This is a genomic window from Pseudomonas sp. W22_MBD1_FP4 (assembly GCF_052113765.1).
Taxonomy (GTDB): Bacteria; Pseudomonadota; Gammaproteobacteria; order Pseudomonadales; family Pseudomonadaceae; genus Aquipseudomonas; species Aquipseudomonas sivasensis.
Genome location: NZ_JBGQOI010000001.1, coordinates 343,964 through 363,124, shown reverse-complemented (window position 1 = coordinate 363,124; position 19,161 = coordinate 343,964). Strand labels below are relative to the sequence as shown.

Genomic DNA, 19,161 nt, shown 5'->3' with positions numbered 1-19,161 from the left:
TAATTAACGCGGGCAAGTCATTCGCCCGGCCACGATCCGACGTGTCACCTAATCGAATGCCAGCACAGTGCCCATCAAGCCTTAAGGTAATCTGAAGGTGCGTTTGCATCGGCTTTTGCCACATTCAGACTTCGTTAAGAAATGCCCTCGATACTCTTCCCAAACCTAACGGGGAGACGTTGTCCAATGGCCGATTTCGACTGGCACATCGCATTACCACTCCACTTCGGCCAAGCCGGCTCTCCACCGCTGAGTATGGCTCGGGCCCTGCCCAGCGATGCGGCAAGGCCTCACTTCGAAACCTTTGTGCAGCAACGCTTTCGTCAGGCACACGGTGCTGACATTCGTCATTTCATGCCGCAACTGTTTGGCATGAGCGATGCGGCCGGAGAATTGTGCGCAGTCGCCGGCGTACGCCTGGCCAGCGAAGAACCCCTCTTTCTCGAACGCTATCTAGACGATTCGATTGATCCACTGATCGCCGCCGCTGCCGGCCGGCCGGTTGACCGCGCCTGCATCGTCGAGGTGGGCAACCTGGCTGCCAGTGACAACGGCAGCGCGCGTCTGAGCATCATCACCCTCACTTACATGCTGGCCCTGGGGGGGCTTGAGTGGGTGGCGTTCACGGGGAATATCGGGTTGGTCAACAGCTTCCATCGCCTCGGTTTAAAACCCGTGACGCTGTGCGCCGCCGACCCGGCGCGGCTCGGCGATGACCGCCACAGCTGGGGCAGTTATTACGAAAGCAAGCCCTGGGTGCATGTCGGCAATATCCGCGCGGGCTTTATCCATTTGCGCAACATCGGGTTATTCAATCGCCTGGGCTTGCCCACGTCACTCCTGGAGGCCACTCATGTCGCCTGAAGTCGAGCATTTCAAGAGAACCCTGCGCAGCCATGCTGAGCGCAACACAAACACCATTTCTTTATGGGGCGATGAGCTGAAGCTGGACTACGCCACGTTGTATGCCGAGATCGTGTATCGCCAGGAACGCCTGCGTGACGAGAGCGTCAAGGTGGTCGCGCTGGCTTTGGATAACGGCGTCGAGGCGCTGATATGGGATCTGGCCGCGCTGTTCGAAGGGCTGACGTGCCTAACGCTGCCACCGTTCTTCACGCCCTCCCAGCGCAAGCATTGCCTGGACCAAAGCCAAGCAGAACTGTTGATCGCAGAAGTCGAGTTGGAGTCTGAACTGCAAACAGCGGGTTTCGAGAAAACCGGCGAATTCTGGCGCAAGACTGTTCACGGCCCATCGCTGATGCCTGAGGGCACCGCGAAACTGACGTTTACGTCGGGCACTACCGGCACCCCCAAAGGCGTGTGCCTCAGCGCCGAGAGCATTGTGTGCGTCGCGCGTGAGTTGTATGAGGCGAGCCGGCCCAACGATCCGCAGCACCACCTTGCTGTTCTGCCCCTTGCGATCCTGTTGGAAAACATCGGCTGTTATGCCGCGCTGTATGCGGGCGCAACCCTGAGCCTGCCCAGTCAGGCAACCCTGGGTATTCAGGGCGCCAGCGGCGTTGATGTACCGCGACTGCTCGGCTGCCTGGCCTCTCGCGCCCCCGACAGCCTGATTCTCGTGCCACAGCTGCTGTTACTGCTGGTGAGTGCTGCCGAACAGAACGCCTTCAATCCAAAGACGCTGCATTTTGCAGCCGTGGGCGGCGCGCGCGTTTCACACGAACTTCTGGACCGTGCGCAACGCGTTGGCATGCCGGTTTACGAAGGTTACGGGCTGTCGGAATGCGCATCGGTGGTGTGCCTCAATCGCCCAGAGGCGCGCCGCGCAGGCAGTGTCGGAAAACCGCTGCCGCACGTAGAGGTGCGTCTGGCCGAGGACGGCGAAGTACTGATTAAGGGCGCTACTTTGCTGGGTTATCTGGGCGAGCCGCCTCACGCCCATGAATGGTGGTCCAGTGGCGACATCGGCGAATTTGACGATGAAGGTTTCCTCTACCTGAAGGGGCGCAAGAAACATCAATTCGTGACCAGTTTCGGGCGCAACGTGAACCCTGAATGGGTTGAGGCCGAACTGACACAGCGCCGCCACATCGCCCAAGCATTCGTGTATGGCGAAGCCATGCCAAGCAACCATGCATTGTTGTGGCCTCATCGACCCGATTGCACCGATGAGGCGTTGGCGGCGGCAGTCGCCGAGGCCAACGAGGCGTTGCCCCATTACGCCCAAGTCCATCACTGGACCCGCCTGCCCCACCCATTCACGCCCGCCAATGGCCTGCTGACCGCCAACGGCAGACCCCGCCGCGACGCCATTGTCGAGCTTTACCAGACACAACTGACTGCTCCCCTACGCACCGAGGAATCTGAATCATGAGTTTTTTTGACACGCTGCAACTGGCCACGCAAAAAGAACGGGCCGAATTGTTCAACCTTCCGGTCATTCGTGATGCCCTTGAGGGAAGGGTCAGCCTGGAAAGCTATCGGGCCTTTCTGACTCAGGCTTACTACCACGTACGCCACACCGTACCGTTGATGATGGCCTGTGGTGCACGCCTCCCGTCGCGCCTGGAGTGGCTGCGCAAAGCGGTCTGCGAATACATCGAAGACGAATACGGCCATGAACAATGGGTACTCAACGACATCCATGCCTGCGGCGGCGACAAGGGCGCAGTGCGTGACGGGCGTCCGTCCTTGCCCATTGAGCTGATGATCAGCTTCCTCTATGACCTCATCGCCCGGGATAACCCAGTAGGCCTGTTCGGTATGGTCAACGTGCTTGAAGGTACCAGCATCGCCTTGGCGACCCATGCTGCAGGCGCTATTCGCGAACGCCTTGAGTTACCGGAAACGGCGTTCAGCTACCTCAGTTCCCATGGCTCGCTCGATATTGAACATATGCAAACTTATCGCCGATTGATGGACACACTGGACGACCCGAGCGATCAGGCTGCGGTCATACACGCCTCCAAGGTCGTCTACACCCTCTACACCGACATGTTTCGTGGCTTGCCGCGTGACGGGGAGCGTTTGCATGCGCCTGTCTGAGGCCCGTGCGGTATTGACCGGCGCCAGCGGCGGTATCGGTCTGGCGATCGCTCATGCCCTGTGCGCCAGCGGCGCCTCTGTGTTGGTGGTATCGAGGAACCGAGAGTCATTGGTGCCGTTGCTTGATCAGTATCCGAACCAGGTGTTGTGGGTGGGTGCCGACCTCACGTTTCTGGCAGATCGTCGTAAGGTGCTGGCGGCGGCCGAGGCCATGGGCGGGGTCAACTTGCTGATAAACGCTGCCGGGATCAACCACTTCGCCATGCTTGAGCAACTGGCAGACAGCGACATCAATGCAATGCTGGCGGTAAACATCAGCGCGCCGATCTGCCTGACCAAAATCCTGCTGCCGCTGCTCAAGCAAGCCCCAAGCGCGATGGTCGTCAACGTTGGCTCCACGTACGGCTCTATCGGCTATCCCGGATATGCCAGCTATTGCGCGAGCAAGTTTGCGTTGCGTGGATTTTCCGAAGCCTTGCGCCGAGAACTGGCAGACACCCGTGTTGGCGTTTTATACGTCGCGCCCCGGGCCACCCGCACCCCCATGAATAGTCCGGCTGCGCAAGCGTTGAATGATGCCCTCAAATCCAATGTCGACGACCCGGAAACCGTCGCATCCGCAGTGATCCGCGCAATTGCCGGCGACCACCGCGACTTGTACCTCGGATGGCAAGAGCGATTTTTTGTGCGCCTCAACAGCCTGCTGCCCAACTTGGTGGACCGAGGCTTGCGCAAACAGTTACCTCTGGTCCGTCGCCTCAGTGAAAAAAACGACAGTGAGCACCCTAAACCATGAAAAAAATTCTCTGTGGCCTGTTGCTCGGCGCTATGAGCCATAACGTCTGGGCCCTTGACGCTGCTGACCAGCAGCGCCTCGCTAATATTCAGCAAAGCTGGGCACATATCCAATACGAACTGCCCGCAGACCAGCGTACTGCTGCGTTTGAACAGCTCGCCACGCAGGCCGACGCCTTTACTCAAGAACGCCAGTCAGTCGCCGAGGCATGGATATGGTCCGGCATTGTCACCAGCAGTTGGGCCGGCGCCCAGGGTGGGCTCGGTGCCCTGAGCAAGGTCAAGCTGGCAAAGGCCGATCTTGAAAAAGCCATCGCCCTGGACCCCAAAGCCTTGCAAGGCTCGGCTTATACCAGCCTTGCTGCGTTGTACGATCGCGTGCCGGGCTGGCCCATTGGGTTCGGCGACTCGGACAAAGCAGAGGTGTTACTCAAGCAAGCCTTGCAACTGAACCCGAACGGCATCGATAGTCTGTACTTCTGGGGTGATCACCTCTACCGTCAAAAGCGCTATACCGACGCCCACGCAGCACTGCAAAAAGCACTGCTGGCCGCCCCAAGGCCAGGCCGCGAAACCGCTGACGCTGGACGGCGTAAGGAAATCGAAGCGTTGCTGCAGGATATAACCAAGAAACTCGGCTGACAGGAGTCCGTGTGCGCATATTATTGATCGAGGATGACGTCGCTCTGGGCGAGGGTATTCACCAGGCGCTGGTACGAGAAAGCTATACCGTCGACTGGTTACAGGATGGCAGTAGCGCCTTGCATGCTCTGCTCAGTGAAACGTTTGATCTGGCCGTACTCGACCTTGGCTTGCCGCGCATGGATGGACTCGAAGTGCTGCGCCGCTTGCGTGACAGTGGCTCCAATCTGCCGGTGTTGATCCTGACCGCTCGGGACGCCACAGAGGACCGCATCGCAGGGCTCGACGCCGGTGCCGACGACTATTTGATCAAACCGTTCGACCTGGCAGAACTCAAGGCACGCCTCAGGGCGTTGCTGCGACGCAGTGCGGGCCGCGCCCAGGTGTTGATTGAGCACGCAGGCATCAGCCTGAACCCGGGAACTCAACAAGTCAGCTATCAGGGCGAAGCGGTCGCCCTGACACCCAAGGAGTATCAGTTACTCCATGAGTTGCTTTCTCCGCCGGGTCGGGTGATGACGCGCGACCAACTGATGCAGTTACTCTACGGCTGGAACGAAGAGGCAGAAAGCAACACGCTGGAGGTGCATATCCATCACTTGCGCAAGAAGTTTTCGAGCCAGCTGATCCGCACGATCCGTGGGGTCGGTTACCTGGTGGAAGAGCGCCCATGACGTCTATTCGGCGACGTACGCTCAGGTTGATTCTGGGTCTGTTGTTCCTCGGGCTGTTGCTCATGACCGTTGTCAATCTCCACGACAGCAATCATGAAATCGACGAGGTATACGACGCTCAGCTGGCGCAGAACGCACGTCTGCTGCAGGGCGTGATGCGCATGCCAATGGCGAGCAACGAGCACGCAAAGCTGTATGAGGCGTTCAACCAGGCATTGGGGCTCGCCGCGCCCAGAGTGGATGGCCACCCGTATGAAAGCAAAATCGCTTTTCAGGTGTGGAACGCGGATGGCACGTTGCTGGTGCACACCTCCAGTGCGCCGTCCTTTAGTTCGCCTCCGGTCAAACCGGGTTTCAGTGACATCACGGATATCAACAACCGAACCTGGCGCGCATTTGTGTTGGATGATGCCCAATACAATCTGAAAATTTGGGTGGGAGAGCGTGACGATGTGCGTGCCGACCTGGTGGATCGCATCGTCCGCCATACGGTTTTACCTAACCTGATAGGTAGCCTGCTGCTTGCCGCGGTGATCTGGTTGGCCATTGGCTGGGGGCTCAAACCGTTGAGCAATATGGCTGAAACCTTGCGAGCGAGGCATTCAGGTTCTCTCGAACCCTTGCAGTTGAATCCGCTGCCTACTGAGCTGGAGCCCATGCAGGCCGCCCTGAATCGTGTGCTGGCACAGATCCAGGAGGTGATGGGCCGTGAGCGACGCTTTATCGCGGATGCCGCCCATGAAATGCGCACACCGCTCGCCGTGCTCAAGGTCCACGCAGAAAACCTCGTGGAGGCCGTCAGTGAGGAAGAACGGCGCGAATCCCTCAATTACCTGATCGTAGGTGTGGACCGTACCACTCGCCTGGTCAATCAACTCCTGACCATGGCCCGTATCGAACCGCAACCCCAAACTCATGAGGCGCAGAGCATCGATCTAGTGGCGACGATTCGGGGCGGTCTGGTGCAAATGACACCCTGGCTGCTGAGCAAGGGGCTTGAACTCGTGTTCGAACCCATGGAAGAGGTCTGCCTTGTTAAGGTCGATGCAGCCGTCATACATATTGCCTTGAACAACTTGGTCACCAATGCCGCCAACTTTTCCCCTCCCCAAGGAGTGATTACCGTGCGGTTGATGAAAAACCAGGATCACTACGAATTATGTGTTGAGGACGAGGGGCCAGGCATTGATGAAGCAGAATGTGATCGACTTTTTGAGCGCTTCTACAGTCGTGGAAATGATCAAGGCGCTGGGCTGGGGCTGACCATCGTCCGGTCCATCGCAAGTCGTTTGGGAGGGAGCGTGCGTTTAGAAAACCGTGAATGCGGAGGATTGCGCGCAACATTCGAGATCTTGAGGTTCTAAAAAACCATGGCATTCGAAGTAGCCGGACAGCGCATTTTTTAAAGGCTGTTGCTGTATGCCTGGGGTAAATCGTCACTGTCTGGCTGATATCCGATAGCGCATCCCTTAACCCTGATTGGGTAGAGGCGAAGCATCACGAAGGACTCTCTGGATATGAGCAACCACCTGCATGGTTGCCTCTTCGATCGTTCCTTCATTGCGGCAGAGCACCCAGTCATGATCGGCAGCCGCCTGCTCAAACGCCTCGGTGCTAGCAACATGTTCCTCCAGCGCATGCATGACCGTACTGCTCAACCCACGCGTTCGTGCTGCCGCTCGCGCCCATGAAATCTCAGGCGCGGTGACAACCCCAACGTGCAGGTCTGGCACTTGCACGTTGCGGTCACGGTTCAGCTGGAGAATCTCTGCAAACGGCACCAGCCGGCGAAACGCCGCTTCTGACGGGTACCAGCGATCCATCAGGATGATGCTGCCCGGCGGCTGTTCCGGCAGCACCTGTTGGGAAATCCACCGGCGGCTATCAGCAAAGCGCTCGCACACCGTCAGCTCCAACTCCCTGCTGGGGTTTCTGACGAATTGATTAACCAGGGCCATGGTTTCAGCCCTGTAGGGATCGCTTTTTTTCTCGCTCAGCCGGATCACTGTGTGGTGGTCGACCCTCAGGGCTTTCGTCACGGCCTCCAACAGTGTGGTCTTGCCGACGCCCTTGGGACCATCCAGAGAAACAAACAACGCACGCTTCATTTTTCACATATCAACGGGTACGGATGACCACTCTAACCCGGTTGCTGGGTCCACCGTAAACGTCGACCCGCGACGCTCAAACCGGGGGATCTCCAATCCCAGGCTTTCACGCAAGGTTGTCCCTTCATACGCGGTGCGGTAGACACCACGCGCCTGCAACAACGGTATGACTTCCTGGGTGAAACGATGGAATTGCTCGGGGTGCCCGATGTAGATATTGAACCCATCCACGGCTCGCGCCTCGAACCATTCGGCCATTTTCTGCGCGACGGTTTCAGCCGTACCCACGAATGCACCGGGACGCAGTTGTCGGCCGAACTCTACGGCCTGGCGCAGCGTGAAGCCTTTCTCGCGCGCCTGGTCTGCAATGCGTTTGGCAGCGGTAAAGAAGCTGCTGCGCGCAGCCTCCAGGCTTTGCTGGGGAAACGGTGCATCGAGGTCGTACTGGCTGAAATCATGCCAGCCGAAATTGCGCCCGAACTCCTTCAGGGCGAGCTCAAAGCTGTGATCGGTCTGATGATAGTGCTGCTCGATTTCCCGAGCGTGCTCGTCAGTGTCGCCAACATAAATTTCAGCGCCCGGCATGACCAGCAATTGCTCCGGGTCGCGCCCCTGTTGCGCCGCCCTGCCCTTTATATCCTGATAAAAAGCCTGGCCCTGCTCGATACTGGCGGCATGGGTGAAGATCACATCCGCCGTCGCAGCCCCCAGGTCGCGTCCCTGCTGCGAATCACCGGCCTGGAAGATCACCGGTTGGCCTTGCGCTGAACGTTGGATATTCAACGGGCCGACCACCGAAAAGTGTTCGCCCTGGTGATTCAGGCTATGCAGTTTGCTCGGATCGAGAAACTGACCGGTCGCCCGGTCGCGCACGAATGCATCGTCCTCGTAGGAGTTCCACAACCCCTGCACCACCTGGACGTGTTCCGCCGCGCGGCCGTAGCGTGTGTCGTAGTCGTAATGTTCGTCGCGGCTGTAATTGCCCGCCGTGCCGGCGTCGCCGCTGGTGACCACATTCCAACCCGCACGGCCTTTGCTGATCAGGTCCAGTGACGCCAGGCGCCGCGCGACGTTATACGGCGAGTTATAAGAGGTAGTCAGCGTGCCCACCAGGCCAATGTGTCGAGTGCTCACGGCGAGCGCCGATAACAGCGTCAGCGGTTCCAGTCGATTCAGGTAATGGGACGGTGAGCCCGGCGTAATGAACTGGCTGTCGACGATAAATATCAAGTCAAACAGCGCCGCCTCGGCTTGGCGCGCGATGTCGATATACCAGTCGACGTTGACGCTCGCATCGACCGGCAATTGAGGGTCGAGCCACAGGTTGTGTCGGCCTGGACCGCCGCTGCCCATGGTCAAGGCACCCAGTTTGAGCTGTCGTTTGGTCATTTGCAGAGGATTCCTTGAGGCGTTCACGGCTGTTTAGTAGCGACGGCGGGCTGCAAAGACGCCGCGAACGAGTCATCAAACAAGCTGGCAGCAGGGAAAGACTTGACCAGTCCCTGGCCGGCAAAAAAGTCCACGGTCTTTTGCGCTTCGACGGGAGATTGGGCCGTTACGGGCTCGACGGTGGTGCGCGCGCGGGCAAACCAGGCACGGGCGATTTCAGCATCCGCGCGGGTGCGTTTGGCCCACGCGTCGGCGTAGGCGTCTGTGTTGGCCGGCGCTTGGCGAGCCCAGTCGCGTGCTTTCTTCAGGCGCTGGAGAAAATCACTGATGGGCGCCCGTTTGGCGTCCACAGCACTGGCGTTGGCGGCAATGAAACTCTGGGCTGGAATCAGCCCTTGCGCCGTGGCCAGCACCCGCGCGCCTTGGCGTTCCTGCTGTGTCACATAGGGTTCCCAGGTCGCGATGACGTCAACCGAGCCGCCTTCCAGCGCATGGGAGGCATCCAACGCGCTCAGGTAACGCAACTCCAGGGCGTCCCGCTGCACGCCGGCTTTGTCCAGCGCCGTCAGCAACAACTGCTGGCTCCAGGAGCCTTTCCAGATGGCCGCGCGCTTGCCTGCAAGGTCCGCAAGACTCTTGATCGGCGAATCCTTCGCAACCAGAATCGCCACGCCGTCGAGATTTTGCCGACTGACGGCAATCACCTTGATTGGCGCGCCCAATGCGCCCAGGAACAGCACAGGCGCATCCCCCAGCAGGCCGATGTCGAGGCTGCCGACGTTGAGCGCTTCGGCAACTGGCGAGCCGGCGGTGAATTGCTTCCATTCAAGGGTATAGGGAAGATCGTCCAGCACCCCCGCCGCTTCCATGACGGCTTGGGCGTTGTAGCTTTGGTCGCCGACCACCAGCGTTTGCGCGTTCGCGGTCAGGCTCAGCAGTGCGGCGGCTAACCCGGCCGCCAGTTTTGAAAGGTAACGCACGTTCGTCTCCAGATGCCTTGTCAGGCAGATCAAGTCGATCCGCGCGTGCGGTCTCGGTAGTGTTCACAGGAATAATCTGCCTCATACGATGAGGCCCATCCAGCCACCTGTAAAATACTGATAACGCATAACGTAATTCTATAATAATGCCACCTACGCATTTTAACGCCAGCGTGCAACATCTGTTTGGCGCATACCCCATGCTCAAACGTCATAATCCCCGGCCTGCCTGCATGGTAATCTCGCGCGACCACGAATAGACATATGTCGTCACATGACGATCAGAGCCAGGAAAGAACATGCCCAAAAAATCTCACTCGACGCTGCGCCGTGACTTCCGCGAATTGCTTGCCAAGCCGAGCTGCGTTGAAACTGCTTCCGTATTTGACCCCATGTCCGCCCGTATCGCGGCGGACCTGGGGTTTGAGGTGGGTATCCTGGGAGGGTCAGTCGCGTCGTTGCAGGTATTGGCGGCGCCCGATTTTGCGTTGATCACGCTGAGTGAGTTCGTTGAGCAGGCCACGCGCATTGGGCGTGTCGCTCAACTGCCGTTTATCGCCGACGCCGACCACGGTTACGGCAATGCCCTCAACGTGATGCGCACCGTCGAAGAGCTTGAGCGCGCCGGCGTGGCCGCATTAACGATTGAAGACACCCTGCTGCCGGCGCAATTCGGGCGCAAATCCACCGACCTGATTTCCATCGAGGAAGGCATTGGCAAAGTCCGCGCCGCCCTGGAAGCCCGTGTCGATCCTGAACTCTCAATCATCGCTCGGACCAATGCGGGTGTGTTGCCCACCGAAGCGGTGATCGAGCGCACCCTGGCCTATCAAAAAGCCGGTGCGGATGGAATCTGCATGGTGGGCGTGAGTGACTTCGAGCATCTGGAAAAAATCGCAGAAAACCTCACCGTTCCACTGATGCTGGTGACCTACGGCAATCCCAAGCTCAACGACGCCCAGCGCCTCGCGAGCCTGGGCGTGCGCGTGGTGGTTGCCGGGCATGGCGCCTATTTCGCGGCGATCAAAGCCACTTACGACAGCTTGCGTGCCCAGCGCCAATTAACCCATAGCACCTCTAATCTCAGCGCGACCGAACTGACGCACACTTACACGCTCCCGGAAAACTACGTGGCGTGGGCTGAAGAGTTCATGGACGTCAAAGAGTAATCCTCCCCCCTCACAGCCAGGCAATGTCCTCGCGCTGGTAACGGTGCGCACGGAAGATCGCGTTGTTTTCTCCCGGCAGGTAACGCCGGGAGGCTGCATCGGGATAGGCGGCGAAGTGCGGATTGATGTACTCCCACACCACTTCGCCGGCTGGCGTGACTTCGAACAGACGGCCAAAGTTGGCTTCGGTCACCAGCGTGTTGCCATTGTGCAGACGCTGGGCGCCGCCCATGAATGGCGTGAAGAAGGCATAACCCGGCGTGTCCGCGTACTGCCATTCGATACGCTGTGTGTGCGGGTCGATCTCCAGGATGCGCGAGTGCGGCATGCTCACATGTGGGCGTGAAATGCCGTTGTCGAACACCAGCACATTGCCGTTTTCCAGCTCAGTCGGGCAATGCTGCTGCGCGACCAGATCGTGGCCCAGGCGCCACAACACTTCGCCACTGCCACGCTGGATAGCAATCACCGAAGAGACACTGCGCAAACTGAGAATGACCTTACCGTCACTGCCCGGCGAGACCGCGTTGGTCATCGGCCAGTGGTAACGCTCGAATGTGTCGTGCAGCGGGTAATCCTCGGGCCGCAAATGCTCCCAACTGCGCCACTCCCAGACCACCTGCCCTTGGCGGTCAACCTCCTTGACCACGTCCGCATAAATCACGCCACCCGCCGCCTCGCTGCCGGGAATGCCGCCGACCACTCGGCTGGCCAACTCCGCACTCAAGGGTTCCACCGTGGTGTACAGCAGGTGGCCGTTGTCCAGCCATTGAGCGTCGTGATGGTGCAGCAAATCGGTGTATTCCCACACCACCTCGCCTTGGGGGGTGACCTCGCTGAAGGCACCGCCGTGCCACACCGACCAACCGGGAAACAGCTCCGGGGAATCCGGGTGATTGCCGTTGTAGCCCAGGTTGCCGTTGCCCAGGATCACAGCGTCGCGGCCGGGGCGCTGAGGCAGCTTCCAGCGGTGCACGACCTCGCCGTCGATGTCGATCAGGAACACATTGCCCTCGGCGGTTTGCGGTGCGAACAAGGTGTAGCCACCCGCGCTGCGGGCGTGGTCGACGGTGATAAGGCCGGTCTTCTGGCGTTTGAGGGTGGTGCTGTGCATGAGATTTCTCCGGGTGCAGGAATCCCTGCCGAGGCTACGTCGACAAGGTCAGAAATAAGCGAATCAGTGGGGGGTCGGTAAAAGGCTGTTGAAGCGCGGGTCGAAGATTTGCCCGACGTCCAGCGCACGGGGAATCACCCGCTCGGCGGCGAACAGGTCCGCCAGACGCTGTTGCAAGGCAATGACGGCAGGATCAATCGGCACGTACTGCAAGGTTTGATGGGCGAGCATGTCGCGCACCAGAGCGATTGGCAGCCGCGTGGTCTGGGCAAACACCTCGGCCCAGGCATCCGGATGCGCCGTGGCCCAGGCTTGGGCGCGGGCGAGCCTGGTCAGCAAGTCACCGGCCTGCGCCGTACGCTCAGGGTCGGCCAGAGCCTTGAGGCTCGCCACCGTAAAATTCTGCCCGGTTTCCGGCCATTCGCTGCCGTCCAGCAGTACCCGCGCGCCTCGCGAAGTGGCTTGGCCAACAAAGGGATACCACACTGCCCAGGCATCGAGCCGGCCACTGGCAAAGGCGTTTTGTGCATCGACGGGGCTGGCATAGATCATGTTCAGGTCCCGCGTTGTGAGCCCGGCCTGATGCAGCGCTGCCAGGAACAGGTAGTGCCCGCTGGTGCCTTTGGCGACGGCGACCCGTTTGCCCTTGAGATCGGCGACTCGCTGGACAGTGGTCCCCTCAGGTAACAACAGCGCGTTATTGTTCTGCGCCCCGCTCGCCACGCCAATGATGCGGATATCAAAACCGCCAGCCTGGGCAAAAACCGGCGGCGCGTTGCCGACCACACCCAGGTCGATGGCTCCGGCGCTCAGGGCTTCCAGCAGCGTGGTACCTGCGGTGAATGGATGCCACACCAGCGTTCCCGACAGCCCCGCATCCTCCCCCGCCGCGTGCAGCATGGCTTGGGTCAAGCCGCTTTGGTCACCCACATGCAGCGCAGCCGACACCGGTTGCACGATCAACACCGCAGCCCAGCACACCAGCCCGGCCAAGCGTTGTCGTACAGCGTACTTGGCAGCACCCGGTTTTAACGTCATTGTCTTTCCCTCATTTTTGCGTTGAATCCAGTATGTCGAGGCTCGCCGTGCCGCTCCATGCCAAACACCCCTCCTTTACTGCCACGTCGGACATCGCTGTGCGCACGGTGGTGGTGCTAGCGTTCGATGACTTGCTGCTGCTCAACGCCGCTGGACCGCTGGAGGTGTTTGCCGCGATTCCACGCCTGCTGGGCGGCGCGTTTGCCACACAGGCGCCGTATCGGTTGCTGCTTGCCTCACCGTTTGGAGGCCAGGTCAGCTCGGTGTCGGGGATCAGCGCCAGCACCCAGTCACTGGAACAAATTGATCAACAAGCGCCCGACATTGATACGCTGATCGTCGCGGGCGGCCCCGGCATGGACGCCCTGGAAGCCAACGAGCATGCCTGCGCCTGGCTGCGCGGCCGCGCCCCGGCGATCCGTCGCCTCTGTTCAATCGGCACCGGCGCCTTCGCATTGGCCGCCGCCGGTTTGCTCGATGGACGCAACGTAGTGACCCACTGGAAGTTCGCCGAAGCATTGCAGGCACGTTACCCCAAGGTCATCTGCCAGACCGACGCGTTGTACCTGCATGACCGCAACCTGTGGACGTGCGGCGGCGCCACCGCAGGCATCGACTTGGCGTTGGGACTGGTCGAGCAGGATCTGGGGGCCGACGCGGCGCTGTCATTGGCGCGCTATTTCACCGTGTTCCTGTGGCGCTCGGCCGAGCAACCGCAGTTGAGCGCTTCGCTCAAAGCCCAGTCCACCGCTCTGCGCACTGATCCCGATGTACGCCTGGCGCGCTTGCATGCGTGGATTGCGGGCAATTTGAACGGTGATCTACGCGTGGAGCGCTTGGCCGAGCAATTCGGCATGAGCCCGCGTCACTTTGCGCGAGCCTATGTCGCCGCCACGGGCGATACGCCCGCACAGGCGGTGGAGAGTTTGCGCTTGGAAGCCGCCTGCCGGGTTTTGGCCACCACGAGTGAACCCATCAAGCGGATCGCGCAAACGGTTGGTTTCGGCCGTGAAGAGCGCATGCGGCGTGCCTTCCAAAAACAACTGGGCACCAGCCCGCTGGGTTATCGCAACCAAATGAAGGCAGCAACCCGCCAGGCACCGTTTCCGATGGGGATCGCGCTGCAGGGTTTGGCGCATTGAGTTCAGCTAAGCCCAGCGCTCAAGGACGCCCCCACAAAAAAATCCGCCGTAAAACGTGAGCGCTGGCTTGCCCGCGATAGCGGCCGCTCGGTGTACCTATCCACTATCTAGGTAACGGCGGCTCACTTTTGGAAAAGAGCCCCCAAAAGCAAGCCTGATACCAAGATCAACAGCAAGCCAGCGATTAGCCAACCCAACCTATGGCAGTCTTGGGAATCACCTCCGACTCATCCAGCTTCGACGCAAACATACTCACCGCCTGCACCGCATCGCTGGTGCTGGTGCGAATCTGCAAGATCACCGAACCCGCCTGGTCCGCCAACTGGACGCCGCGTTGTGCGCCTTCCTGGGTGGCGTTCATGCTGGTCACCGCGTCGCGGGTTTCCGAGAGGATCATGCCGATCATCTCGGCGATTTCCGCTGTGGAGCGACTGGTACGCCCGGCCAGTTGCCTGACCTCATCGGCCACCACCGCAAAGCCACGGCCTTGGTCGCCGGCCCTTGCGGCCTCGATGGCGGCGTTGAGCGCCAGCAGGTTGGTCTGGTCGGCGATGCCGCGAATGGTGTTGACGATGGCGGTAATTTGCTCGGAACGATCGCCCAACTGCCCGACCAGGCGCGCGGATGAGCCGATGTTTTCGGCAATCCGGCGCATCTCCGTGGCGGTTTCCTGGATAACCTGGGTGCCGTGCTCGGCAAACCGTTCGGTCTCGGACGAGATGTGGTAAGCACGGGAGGCGCCACGGGAGTCTTCTTCGAACTTCTCTACACGTTCGGTGATGTCGCTGGCGAACTTGACGATCTTGATCAGCTTGCCGTCGCCGTCGTAGACCGGGTTGTAACTCGCTTCGAGCCACACGACCCGGCCATGTTTACCAAGGCGTTTGAATTGCCCGGTGAAGAATTCGCCATTGTTCAAGCGCCGCCAAAAGTCCGCGTACTCATGGCTGTTGATCAGGGCCGGTTCGCAAAACAGGCGGTGGTGTTTGCCTTTGAGCTCGGCCAACGAATACCCCATGACGTTCTGGAAGTTGTCGTTGGCGTCCAGTACCTGCCCGTTCAAATCGAATTCGATAACGGCCATCGCCCGGTCCAACGCCGTCAGTTTGCTGCGCGTAGCGGCTTCCTGTTCAACCTTGGCAGTGACGTCCAACGCGTACTTGACCACTTTCAACACCTGGCCACGCTCATCCAGCACCGGGTTGTAGCTGGCCTCAAGCCAGATAGTCCTGCCTTGGGAGTCCACCCGCTTAAACGTACCTGACACGAACTTTCCGGCCTTGAGGTCAGCCCAGAACTGGCCATAGGCCGAGCTGCTGGTCAGCGCTGGCAAGCAGAAATCACGATGGGATTTGCCGAGCAGTTGCTCACGGCTGTAACCCAGCGTCCTCAGGAAGTTGTCGTTAGCACTCAACACCTTGCCATTGAGGTCAAATTCGACCACGGCCATGGAGCGTTCGAGTGCAGTAAACAGTCCTTTGTATTCGGTGACTTCGGCCGTCCTGGCCGCCAGTTCTGTTTTAACTGCTTTATTGAACATGACGTACCCTCAACCGTGCGAAGAAGCTGTCTGTAACTGGCTATCGGCGGCTGAATACGCGACTTTACGCGGGTTTTAATGTTTATTTTCTGGCGTCAAAAAGCCGCGCATTGCGGTTTGCCCGCGCGGCTGTTTTCGGGGACCATGGGCGCCTTTTCAACCTGCCAACGAGAGGCGCCCATGACCAACCACGACCTGTCCTACACCCCCGATCCTGATGCTGACTCCATCTCATCCGACGTAATTGGCTTCAACGGTATCCTGGTCTCCACCCAGATCCCGACCCGCGCCGACGGCAGCCTGGAGCTGGGCGATATCTCCCTGCAATGCGAATGCACCCTGCAAGCGCTGAAAGTCGCGCTGGAAAAGGCCGGTAGCTCCATGGATCGGGTAATGCACCTGACCATTTATCTGACGGATATGGCCGATCGTGCGGCCTTTAATGAAGTCTACAAACGCTTCTTTGCCAAGCCCTGGCCCGTGCGTGCGGCGGTTGGCGTTGCTGCATTGGCGGTAGAAGGCATGCGCGTGGAAGTGACCGCGATGGCCGCCCAGGCCTGAGTTGATGCCGGTCAGGCATTTCACAGCTACAATGCGCGCCTCAACCGTGACAAGCCTGACTAAAAAACTATGTCCATGCCCAAGCATCACCTGGAATTGCTCAGCCCTGCCCGCGATGTCGCCATCGCGCGGGAGGCGATCCTGCATGGCGCCGACGCCATCTACATCGGCGGCCCAAGTTTCGGCGCCCGTCATAACGCGTGTAATGACGTGAGCGATATCGCTCAGTTGGTAGAGTTCGCTCACCGTTACCATGCGCGCGTCTTCACAACGATCAACACGATCTTGCATGACAACGAACTGGAACCCGCGCGCAAGCTGATCCATCAGCTCTACGACGCCGGTGTTGACGCGTTGATCGTGCAAGACCTGGGTGTGATGGAGCTGGATATTCCGCCCATCGAGCTGCACGCCAGCACCCAAACCGATATCCGCACCCTGGCCCGCGCGAAGTTTCTCGACCAGGCCGGTTTCTCGCAGTTGGTCTTGGCCCGTGAGCTGAACCTGCAGGAAATCCGCGCCATCGCCGACGAGACCGATGCCGCCATCGAGTTCTTTATCCACGGCGCCCTGTGCGTGGCGTTCTCCGGGCAGTGCAACATCTCCCACGCGCAAAATGGCCGCAGCGCCAACCGTGGCGATTGCTCCCAGGCTTGCCGCCTGCCGTACACCTTGAAAGACGATCAGGGCCGCGTCGTGGCCTTTGAAAAGCACCTGCTGTCGATGAAAGACAACAACCAGAGCGCCAACATCCGCGCCCTCGTCGAAGCCGGTGTGCGTTCGTTCAAGATCGAAGGCCGCTACAAGGACATGGGCTATGTGAAGAACATCACCGCCTATTACCGCCAGCGCCTCGACGACGTGCTTGAAGACCGCACAGACCTGGCCCGCGCTTCCAGCGGCCGCACCGTGCACTTTTTCCTGCCTGACCCGGAAAAAACCTTCCACCGTGGCAGCACCGACTATTTCGTCAGCGACCGCAAGATCGACATCGGCGCCTTCGACACGCCGACCTTCACCGGCCTGCCGGTCGGTACGGTGGAAAAAGCCGGCAAGCGCGATCTGCAAGTGGTCACCCATGAGCCGTTGTCCAACGGTGACGGGCTGAACGTGCTGGTCAAACGCGAAGTGGTGGGTTTTCGCGCCAACATCGCCGAACCCAAGGGCGAGTTCGAGGAAGACGGCCAGAAGCGCTATCGCTACCGCGTCGAGCCGAACGAAATGCCGGCCGGTCTGCACCAGTTGCGCCCGCACCATCCGCTGAACCGCAACCTGGACCATAACTGGCAACAAGCGCTGCTCAAGACCTCGGCGGAGCGCCGTATCGGCCTGTCGTGGGTCGCGCGCCTGCGTGAAGACCAGCTGGAAATTACCGCTACCAGTGAAGAAGGCATCAGCGCCAGCGTCACCCTGCCCGGCCCGTTCGGCGCGGCCAACAAGCCGGAGCAGGCGCTGGATACCCTGCGCGACCTGCTTGGCCAACTCGGGACTACCGAGTATCACGCGACGAATATCGAGCTGGACGCGCCACAGGCGTTCTTCGTCCCCAACTCGCAGCTCAAGGCATTGCGCCGCGAAGTGATCGAAACGCTGACTGCGGCCCGTGTCGCGGCTCACCCCCGTGGTGGACGCAAGGCCGAGACCACGCCGCCGCCGGTTTACCCGGAAGCGCACCTGTCGTTCCTGGCTAACGTCTACAACCAGAAGGCCCGCGACTTCTATCATCGTCACGGCGTCCAGATGATCGACGCTGCCTTTGAAGCCCATGAAGAAACCGGCGAAGTACCGGTGATGATCACCAAGCACTGCCTGCGCTTCTCGTTCAACCTCTGCCCTAAACAGGCCAAGGGTGTGACGGGCGTGAAAACCAAGGTCGCGCCGATGCAATTGATCCATGGCGACGAAGTGCTGACGCTGAAGTTCGACTGCAAGCCGTGCGAGATGCATGTGGTGGGCAAGATCAAGGGGCATATCCTTGGCTTGCCGCAGCCGGGCAGCGTGGTGGAGCATTTCAACCCGGATAAGATCATCTTTCAGGGCACGCACTAACCCTGCGGGAGCGGGGCCACCACCAGCCCCGCTGCAACCCGGCAGCCGCCAGCAGAATAGCCGCCACCCCCAGCCATTGCAGCCAACCAAGGCGGTGGCCAAAGGCAATCCAATCGACGACGATCGCCGCTATCGGGTAGATAAACGACAGCGCGCCGGTGATGGCCGTCGGCAGTTTCTGGATCGCCCCGTACAGCAACACATACATCAACCCGGTATGCACAACGCCCAGGGCCACCAATGCCGACCAGGCATTACTCGCCTGCGGCAGGCTATTCCAAGGCACCAGCGGTGCCAGTAGCAGCGCACCGGTAATCACTTGGATCAACGCCATCAAATGCGGCGGCACGTCCTTCAAGCGCTTGATGATCAATGCCGCTACGGCATACAAAAACGCCGCGCCCAACGCCAGGACGATTCCCGTCAAATAGTCCCCACCACCGCTCTGCTGCTCACCATGGGCAGTGACAATCGCCAGCATCCCCATAAACGCCACACTCAGCCAAGCCAGTTTCTGTAGGGTGATTTTTTCACCGAGAAACAGCGCCGCCAGCATGACCAACAGGAACGGCTGAACGTTGTACACCGCCGTACTGATGGCGATGGATGCGCGGGAATAGGATTCAAATAACAGTAACCAATTACCGACGATGGCCACACCGCTGAGCATCGCCAGCCCGAGCCGGGCCCAACTGAGCAGGTCCAGGCGCAGATAACCCAGCACCGCGCAGACCAGCAGTAACGTGAGCCCACCGATCACACAGCGCCAGAACACCACCTCAATCACCGACACGCCCGACACCAGCACAAACCAGCCAATGGTGCCCGAGATGAGCATGGCGGCAACCATTTCCCAAGAACCGCGACGGATCGATGTATCCATGATTGGAGCTCCTCAAGTGAGGCTCAATTATGGCAATCTGCGCGTGATCGGCTCCAGCGACTAAAAAAGGC

General features: G+C 59.9%; 18 protein-coding genes. 11 read left to right on the top strand and 7 right to left on the bottom strand.

Translation table 11 applies throughout. The features are described 5' to 3' along the window. Positions 1 to 186: 186 nt before the first annotated feature. From ACEN2T_RS01740 to ACEN2T_RS01710, 7 genes are read left to right on the top strand one after another with little or no spacing between them, the layout of a single operon-like run. Positions 187 to 864 carry a thermostable hemolysin gene (locus ACEN2T_RS01740; protein ID WP_032887326.1) on the top strand — a complete coding sequence of 226 codons (678 nt, stop codon included), beginning with the start codon at positions 187 to 189 and terminating at the stop codon, positions 862 to 864. Next, the gene (locus tag ACEN2T_RS01735) at positions 854 to 2,335 is read left to right on the top strand and encodes an AMP-binding protein (RefSeq protein WP_442116176.1); all 1,482 of its coding nucleotides are present in this window, start codon (positions 854 to 856) and stop codon (positions 2,333 to 2,335) included. Before ACEN2T_RS01740 ends, ACEN2T_RS01735 begins: the two co-directional genes overlap by 11 nt. Continuing rightward, positions 2,332 to 3,006, top strand: coding sequence for an iron-containing redox enzyme family protein (locus ACEN2T_RS01730; protein ID WP_122753329.1), 675 nt, complete (start codon positions 2,332 to 2,334; stop codon positions 3,004 to 3,006). Before ACEN2T_RS01735 ends, ACEN2T_RS01730 begins: the two co-directional genes overlap by 4 nt. Beyond that, complete coding sequence (locus tag ACEN2T_RS01725; RefSeq protein WP_032887333.1) at positions 2,993 to 3,802, top strand: SDR family oxidoreductase; 810 nt, start codon at positions 2,993 to 2,995, stop codon at positions 3,800 to 3,802. The genes ACEN2T_RS01730 and ACEN2T_RS01725 overlap by 14 nt, the downstream gene beginning before the upstream one ends. After that, positions 3,799 to 4,443, top strand: a complete 645-nt coding sequence (locus ACEN2T_RS01720) for a tetratricopeptide repeat protein (RefSeq protein ID WP_095184773.1) — start codon at positions 3,799 to 3,801, stop codon at positions 4,441 to 4,443. The genes ACEN2T_RS01725 and ACEN2T_RS01720 overlap by 4 nt, the downstream gene beginning before the upstream one ends. 11 nt (positions 4,444 to 4,454) lie before the next feature. Beyond that, complete coding sequence (locus tag ACEN2T_RS01715; protein ID WP_032887337.1) at positions 4,455 to 5,117, top strand: response regulator; 663 nt, start codon at positions 4,455 to 4,457, stop codon at positions 5,115 to 5,117. Then, positions 5,114 to 6,481, top strand: coding sequence for an ATP-binding protein (locus tag ACEN2T_RS01710; RefSeq protein WP_442116175.1), 1,368 nt, complete (start codon positions 5,114 to 5,116; stop codon positions 6,479 to 6,481). Before ACEN2T_RS01715 ends, ACEN2T_RS01710 begins: the two co-directional genes overlap by 4 nt. A gap of 105 nt (positions 6,482 to 6,586) precedes the next feature. On the opposite strand, the gene ACEN2T_RS01705 is transcribed toward ACEN2T_RS01710, so the two are convergent. Genes ACEN2T_RS01705 through ACEN2T_RS01695 form a run of 3 tightly spaced genes read right to left on the bottom strand, consistent with a single transcriptional unit; the run spans position 6,587 to position 9,594 of the window. Continuing rightward, positions 6,587 to 7,225: a dTMP kinase gene (locus ACEN2T_RS01705; RefSeq protein WP_122757313.1), complete on the bottom strand. Its 639-nt coding sequence runs from the start codon at positions 7,223 to 7,225 to the stop codon at positions 6,587 to 6,589. Positions 7,226 to 7,228: 3 nt separating this feature from the next. Beyond that, positions 7,229 to 8,614 carry an LLM class flavin-dependent oxidoreductase gene (locus ACEN2T_RS01700; protein ID WP_442116174.1) on the bottom strand — a complete coding sequence of 462 codons (1,386 nt, stop codon included), beginning with the start codon at positions 8,612 to 8,614 and terminating at the stop codon, positions 7,229 to 7,231. A gap of 23 nt (positions 8,615 to 8,637) precedes the next feature. After that, complete coding sequence (locus tag ACEN2T_RS01695; protein ID WP_032887343.1) at positions 8,638 to 9,594, bottom strand: ABC transporter substrate-binding protein; 957 nt, start codon at positions 9,592 to 9,594, stop codon at positions 8,638 to 8,640. A 299-nt stretch (positions 9,595 to 9,893) separates the two neighbouring features. Here ACEN2T_RS01695 and ACEN2T_RS01690 point away from each other — a divergent pair, with 299 nt between their 5' ends. Further along, a complete protein-coding gene (locus ACEN2T_RS01690) occupies positions 9,894 to 10,763 on the top strand; it encodes an isocitrate lyase/PEP mutase family protein (protein WP_032887345.1) in 870 nt (289 codons plus the stop codon). A gap of 10 nt (positions 10,764 to 10,773) precedes the next feature. Here ACEN2T_RS01690 and ACEN2T_RS01685 read toward each other — a convergent pair whose 3' ends face one another. Beyond that, positions 10,774 to 11,877 (bottom strand): aryl-sulfate sulfotransferase, encoded by a 1,104-nt coding sequence (locus ACEN2T_RS01685; protein WP_122681010.1) that lies wholly within the window; start codon positions 11,875 to 11,877, stop codon positions 10,774 to 10,776. 63 nt (positions 11,878 to 11,940) lie between these two features. After that, positions 11,941 to 12,915: an ABC transporter substrate-binding protein gene (locus ACEN2T_RS01680; RefSeq protein WP_442116173.1), complete on the bottom strand. Its 975-nt coding sequence runs from the start codon at positions 12,913 to 12,915 to the stop codon at positions 11,941 to 11,943. A 32-nt stretch (positions 12,916 to 12,947) separates the two neighbouring features. Between ACEN2T_RS01680 and ACEN2T_RS01675 the strand changes: the two genes are divergently transcribed. Continuing rightward, complete coding sequence (locus ACEN2T_RS01675) at positions 12,948 to 14,057, top strand: GlxA family transcriptional regulator (RefSeq protein WP_442116172.1); 1,110 nt, start codon at positions 12,948 to 12,950, stop codon at positions 14,055 to 14,057. A gap of 184 nt (positions 14,058 to 14,241) precedes the next feature. On the opposite strand, the gene ACEN2T_RS01670 is transcribed toward ACEN2T_RS01675, so the two are convergent. Beyond that, complete coding sequence (locus tag ACEN2T_RS01670; protein ID WP_095184780.1) at positions 14,242 to 15,597, bottom strand: methyl-accepting chemotaxis protein; 1,356 nt, start codon at positions 15,595 to 15,597, stop codon at positions 14,242 to 14,244. 180 nt (positions 15,598 to 15,777) lie between these two features. Between ACEN2T_RS01670 and ACEN2T_RS01665 the strand changes: the two genes are divergently transcribed. Both ACEN2T_RS01665 and ACEN2T_RS01660 read left to right on the top strand, forming a co-directional pair. Continuing rightward, positions 15,778 to 16,158: a RidA family protein gene (locus ACEN2T_RS01665; RefSeq protein WP_122757308.1), complete on the top strand. Its 381-nt coding sequence runs from the start codon at positions 15,778 to 15,780 to the stop codon at positions 16,156 to 16,158. 69 nt (positions 16,159 to 16,227) lie between these two features. Next, positions 16,228 to 18,207 carry a peptidase U32 family protein gene (locus ACEN2T_RS01660; protein WP_032887361.1) on the top strand — a complete coding sequence of 660 codons (1,980 nt, stop codon included), beginning with the start codon at positions 16,228 to 16,230 and terminating at the stop codon, positions 18,205 to 18,207. On the opposite strand, the gene ACEN2T_RS01655 is transcribed toward ACEN2T_RS01660, so the two are convergent. After that, positions 18,185 to 19,090 carry a DMT family transporter gene (locus ACEN2T_RS01655; RefSeq protein ID WP_095184782.1) on the bottom strand — a complete coding sequence of 302 codons (906 nt, stop codon included), beginning with the start codon at positions 19,088 to 19,090 and terminating at the stop codon, positions 18,185 to 18,187. The two genes, ACEN2T_RS01660 and ACEN2T_RS01655, sit on opposite strands and share 23 nt — an antisense overlap. Positions 19,091 to 19,161 lie beyond the last annotated feature (71 nt).

Bases quoted from the DNA above. Each gene is read 5' to 3' on its own strand.
- ACEN2T_RS01740 (WP_032887326.1), top strand. From the start codon at position 187: ATGGCCGATTTCGACTGGCACATCGCATTACCACTCCACTTCGGCCAA.
- ACEN2T_RS01735 (WP_442116176.1), top strand. From the start codon at position 854: ATGTCGCCTGAAGTCGAGCATTTCAAGAGAACCCTGCGCAGCCATGCT.
- ACEN2T_RS01730 (WP_122753329.1), top strand. From the start codon at position 2,332: ATGAGTTTTTTTGACACGCTGCAACTGGCCACGCAAAAAGAACGGGCC.
- ACEN2T_RS01725 (WP_032887333.1), top strand. From the start codon at position 2,993: ATGCGCCTGTCTGAGGCCCGTGCGGTATTGACCGGCGCCAGCGGCGGT.
- ACEN2T_RS01720 (WP_095184773.1), top strand. From the start codon at position 3,799: ATGAAAAAAATTCTCTGTGGCCTGTTGCTCGGCGCTATGAGCCATAAC.
- ACEN2T_RS01710 (WP_442116175.1), top strand. From the start codon at position 5,114: ATGACGTCTATTCGGCGACGTACGCTCAGGTTGATTCTGGGTCTGTTG.
- ACEN2T_RS01705 (WP_122757313.1), bottom strand. From the start codon at position 7,225: ATGAAGCGTGCGTTGTTTGTTTCTCTGGATGGTCCCAAGGGCGTCGGC.
- ACEN2T_RS01700 (WP_442116174.1), bottom strand. From the start codon at position 8,614: ATGACCAAACGACAGCTCAAACTGGGTGCCTTGACCATGGGCAGCGGC.
- ACEN2T_RS01690 (WP_032887345.1), top strand. From the start codon at position 9,894: ATGCCCAAAAAATCTCACTCGACGCTGCGCCGTGACTTCCGCGAATTG.
- ACEN2T_RS01685 (WP_122681010.1), bottom strand. From the start codon at position 11,877: ATGCACAGCACCACCCTCAAACGCCAGAAGACCGGCCTTATCACCGTC.
- ACEN2T_RS01680 (WP_442116173.1), bottom strand. From the start codon at position 12,915: ATGACGTTAAAACCGGGTGCTGCCAAGTACGCTGTACGACAACGCTTG.
- ACEN2T_RS01675 (WP_442116172.1), top strand. From the start codon at position 12,948: ATGTCGAGGCTCGCCGTGCCGCTCCATGCCAAACACCCCTCCTTTACT.
- ACEN2T_RS01670 (WP_095184780.1), bottom strand. From the start codon at position 15,597: ATGTTCAATAAAGCAGTTAAAACAGAACTGGCGGCCAGGACGGCCGAA.
- ACEN2T_RS01665 (WP_122757308.1), top strand. From the start codon at position 15,778: ATGACCAACCACGACCTGTCCTACACCCCCGATCCTGATGCTGACTCC.
- ACEN2T_RS01660 (WP_032887361.1), top strand. From the start codon at position 16,228: ATGTCCATGCCCAAGCATCACCTGGAATTGCTCAGCCCTGCCCGCGAT.
- ACEN2T_RS01655 (WP_095184782.1), bottom strand. From the start codon at position 19,090: ATGGATACATCGATCCGTCGCGGTTCTTGGGAAATGGTTGCCGCCATG.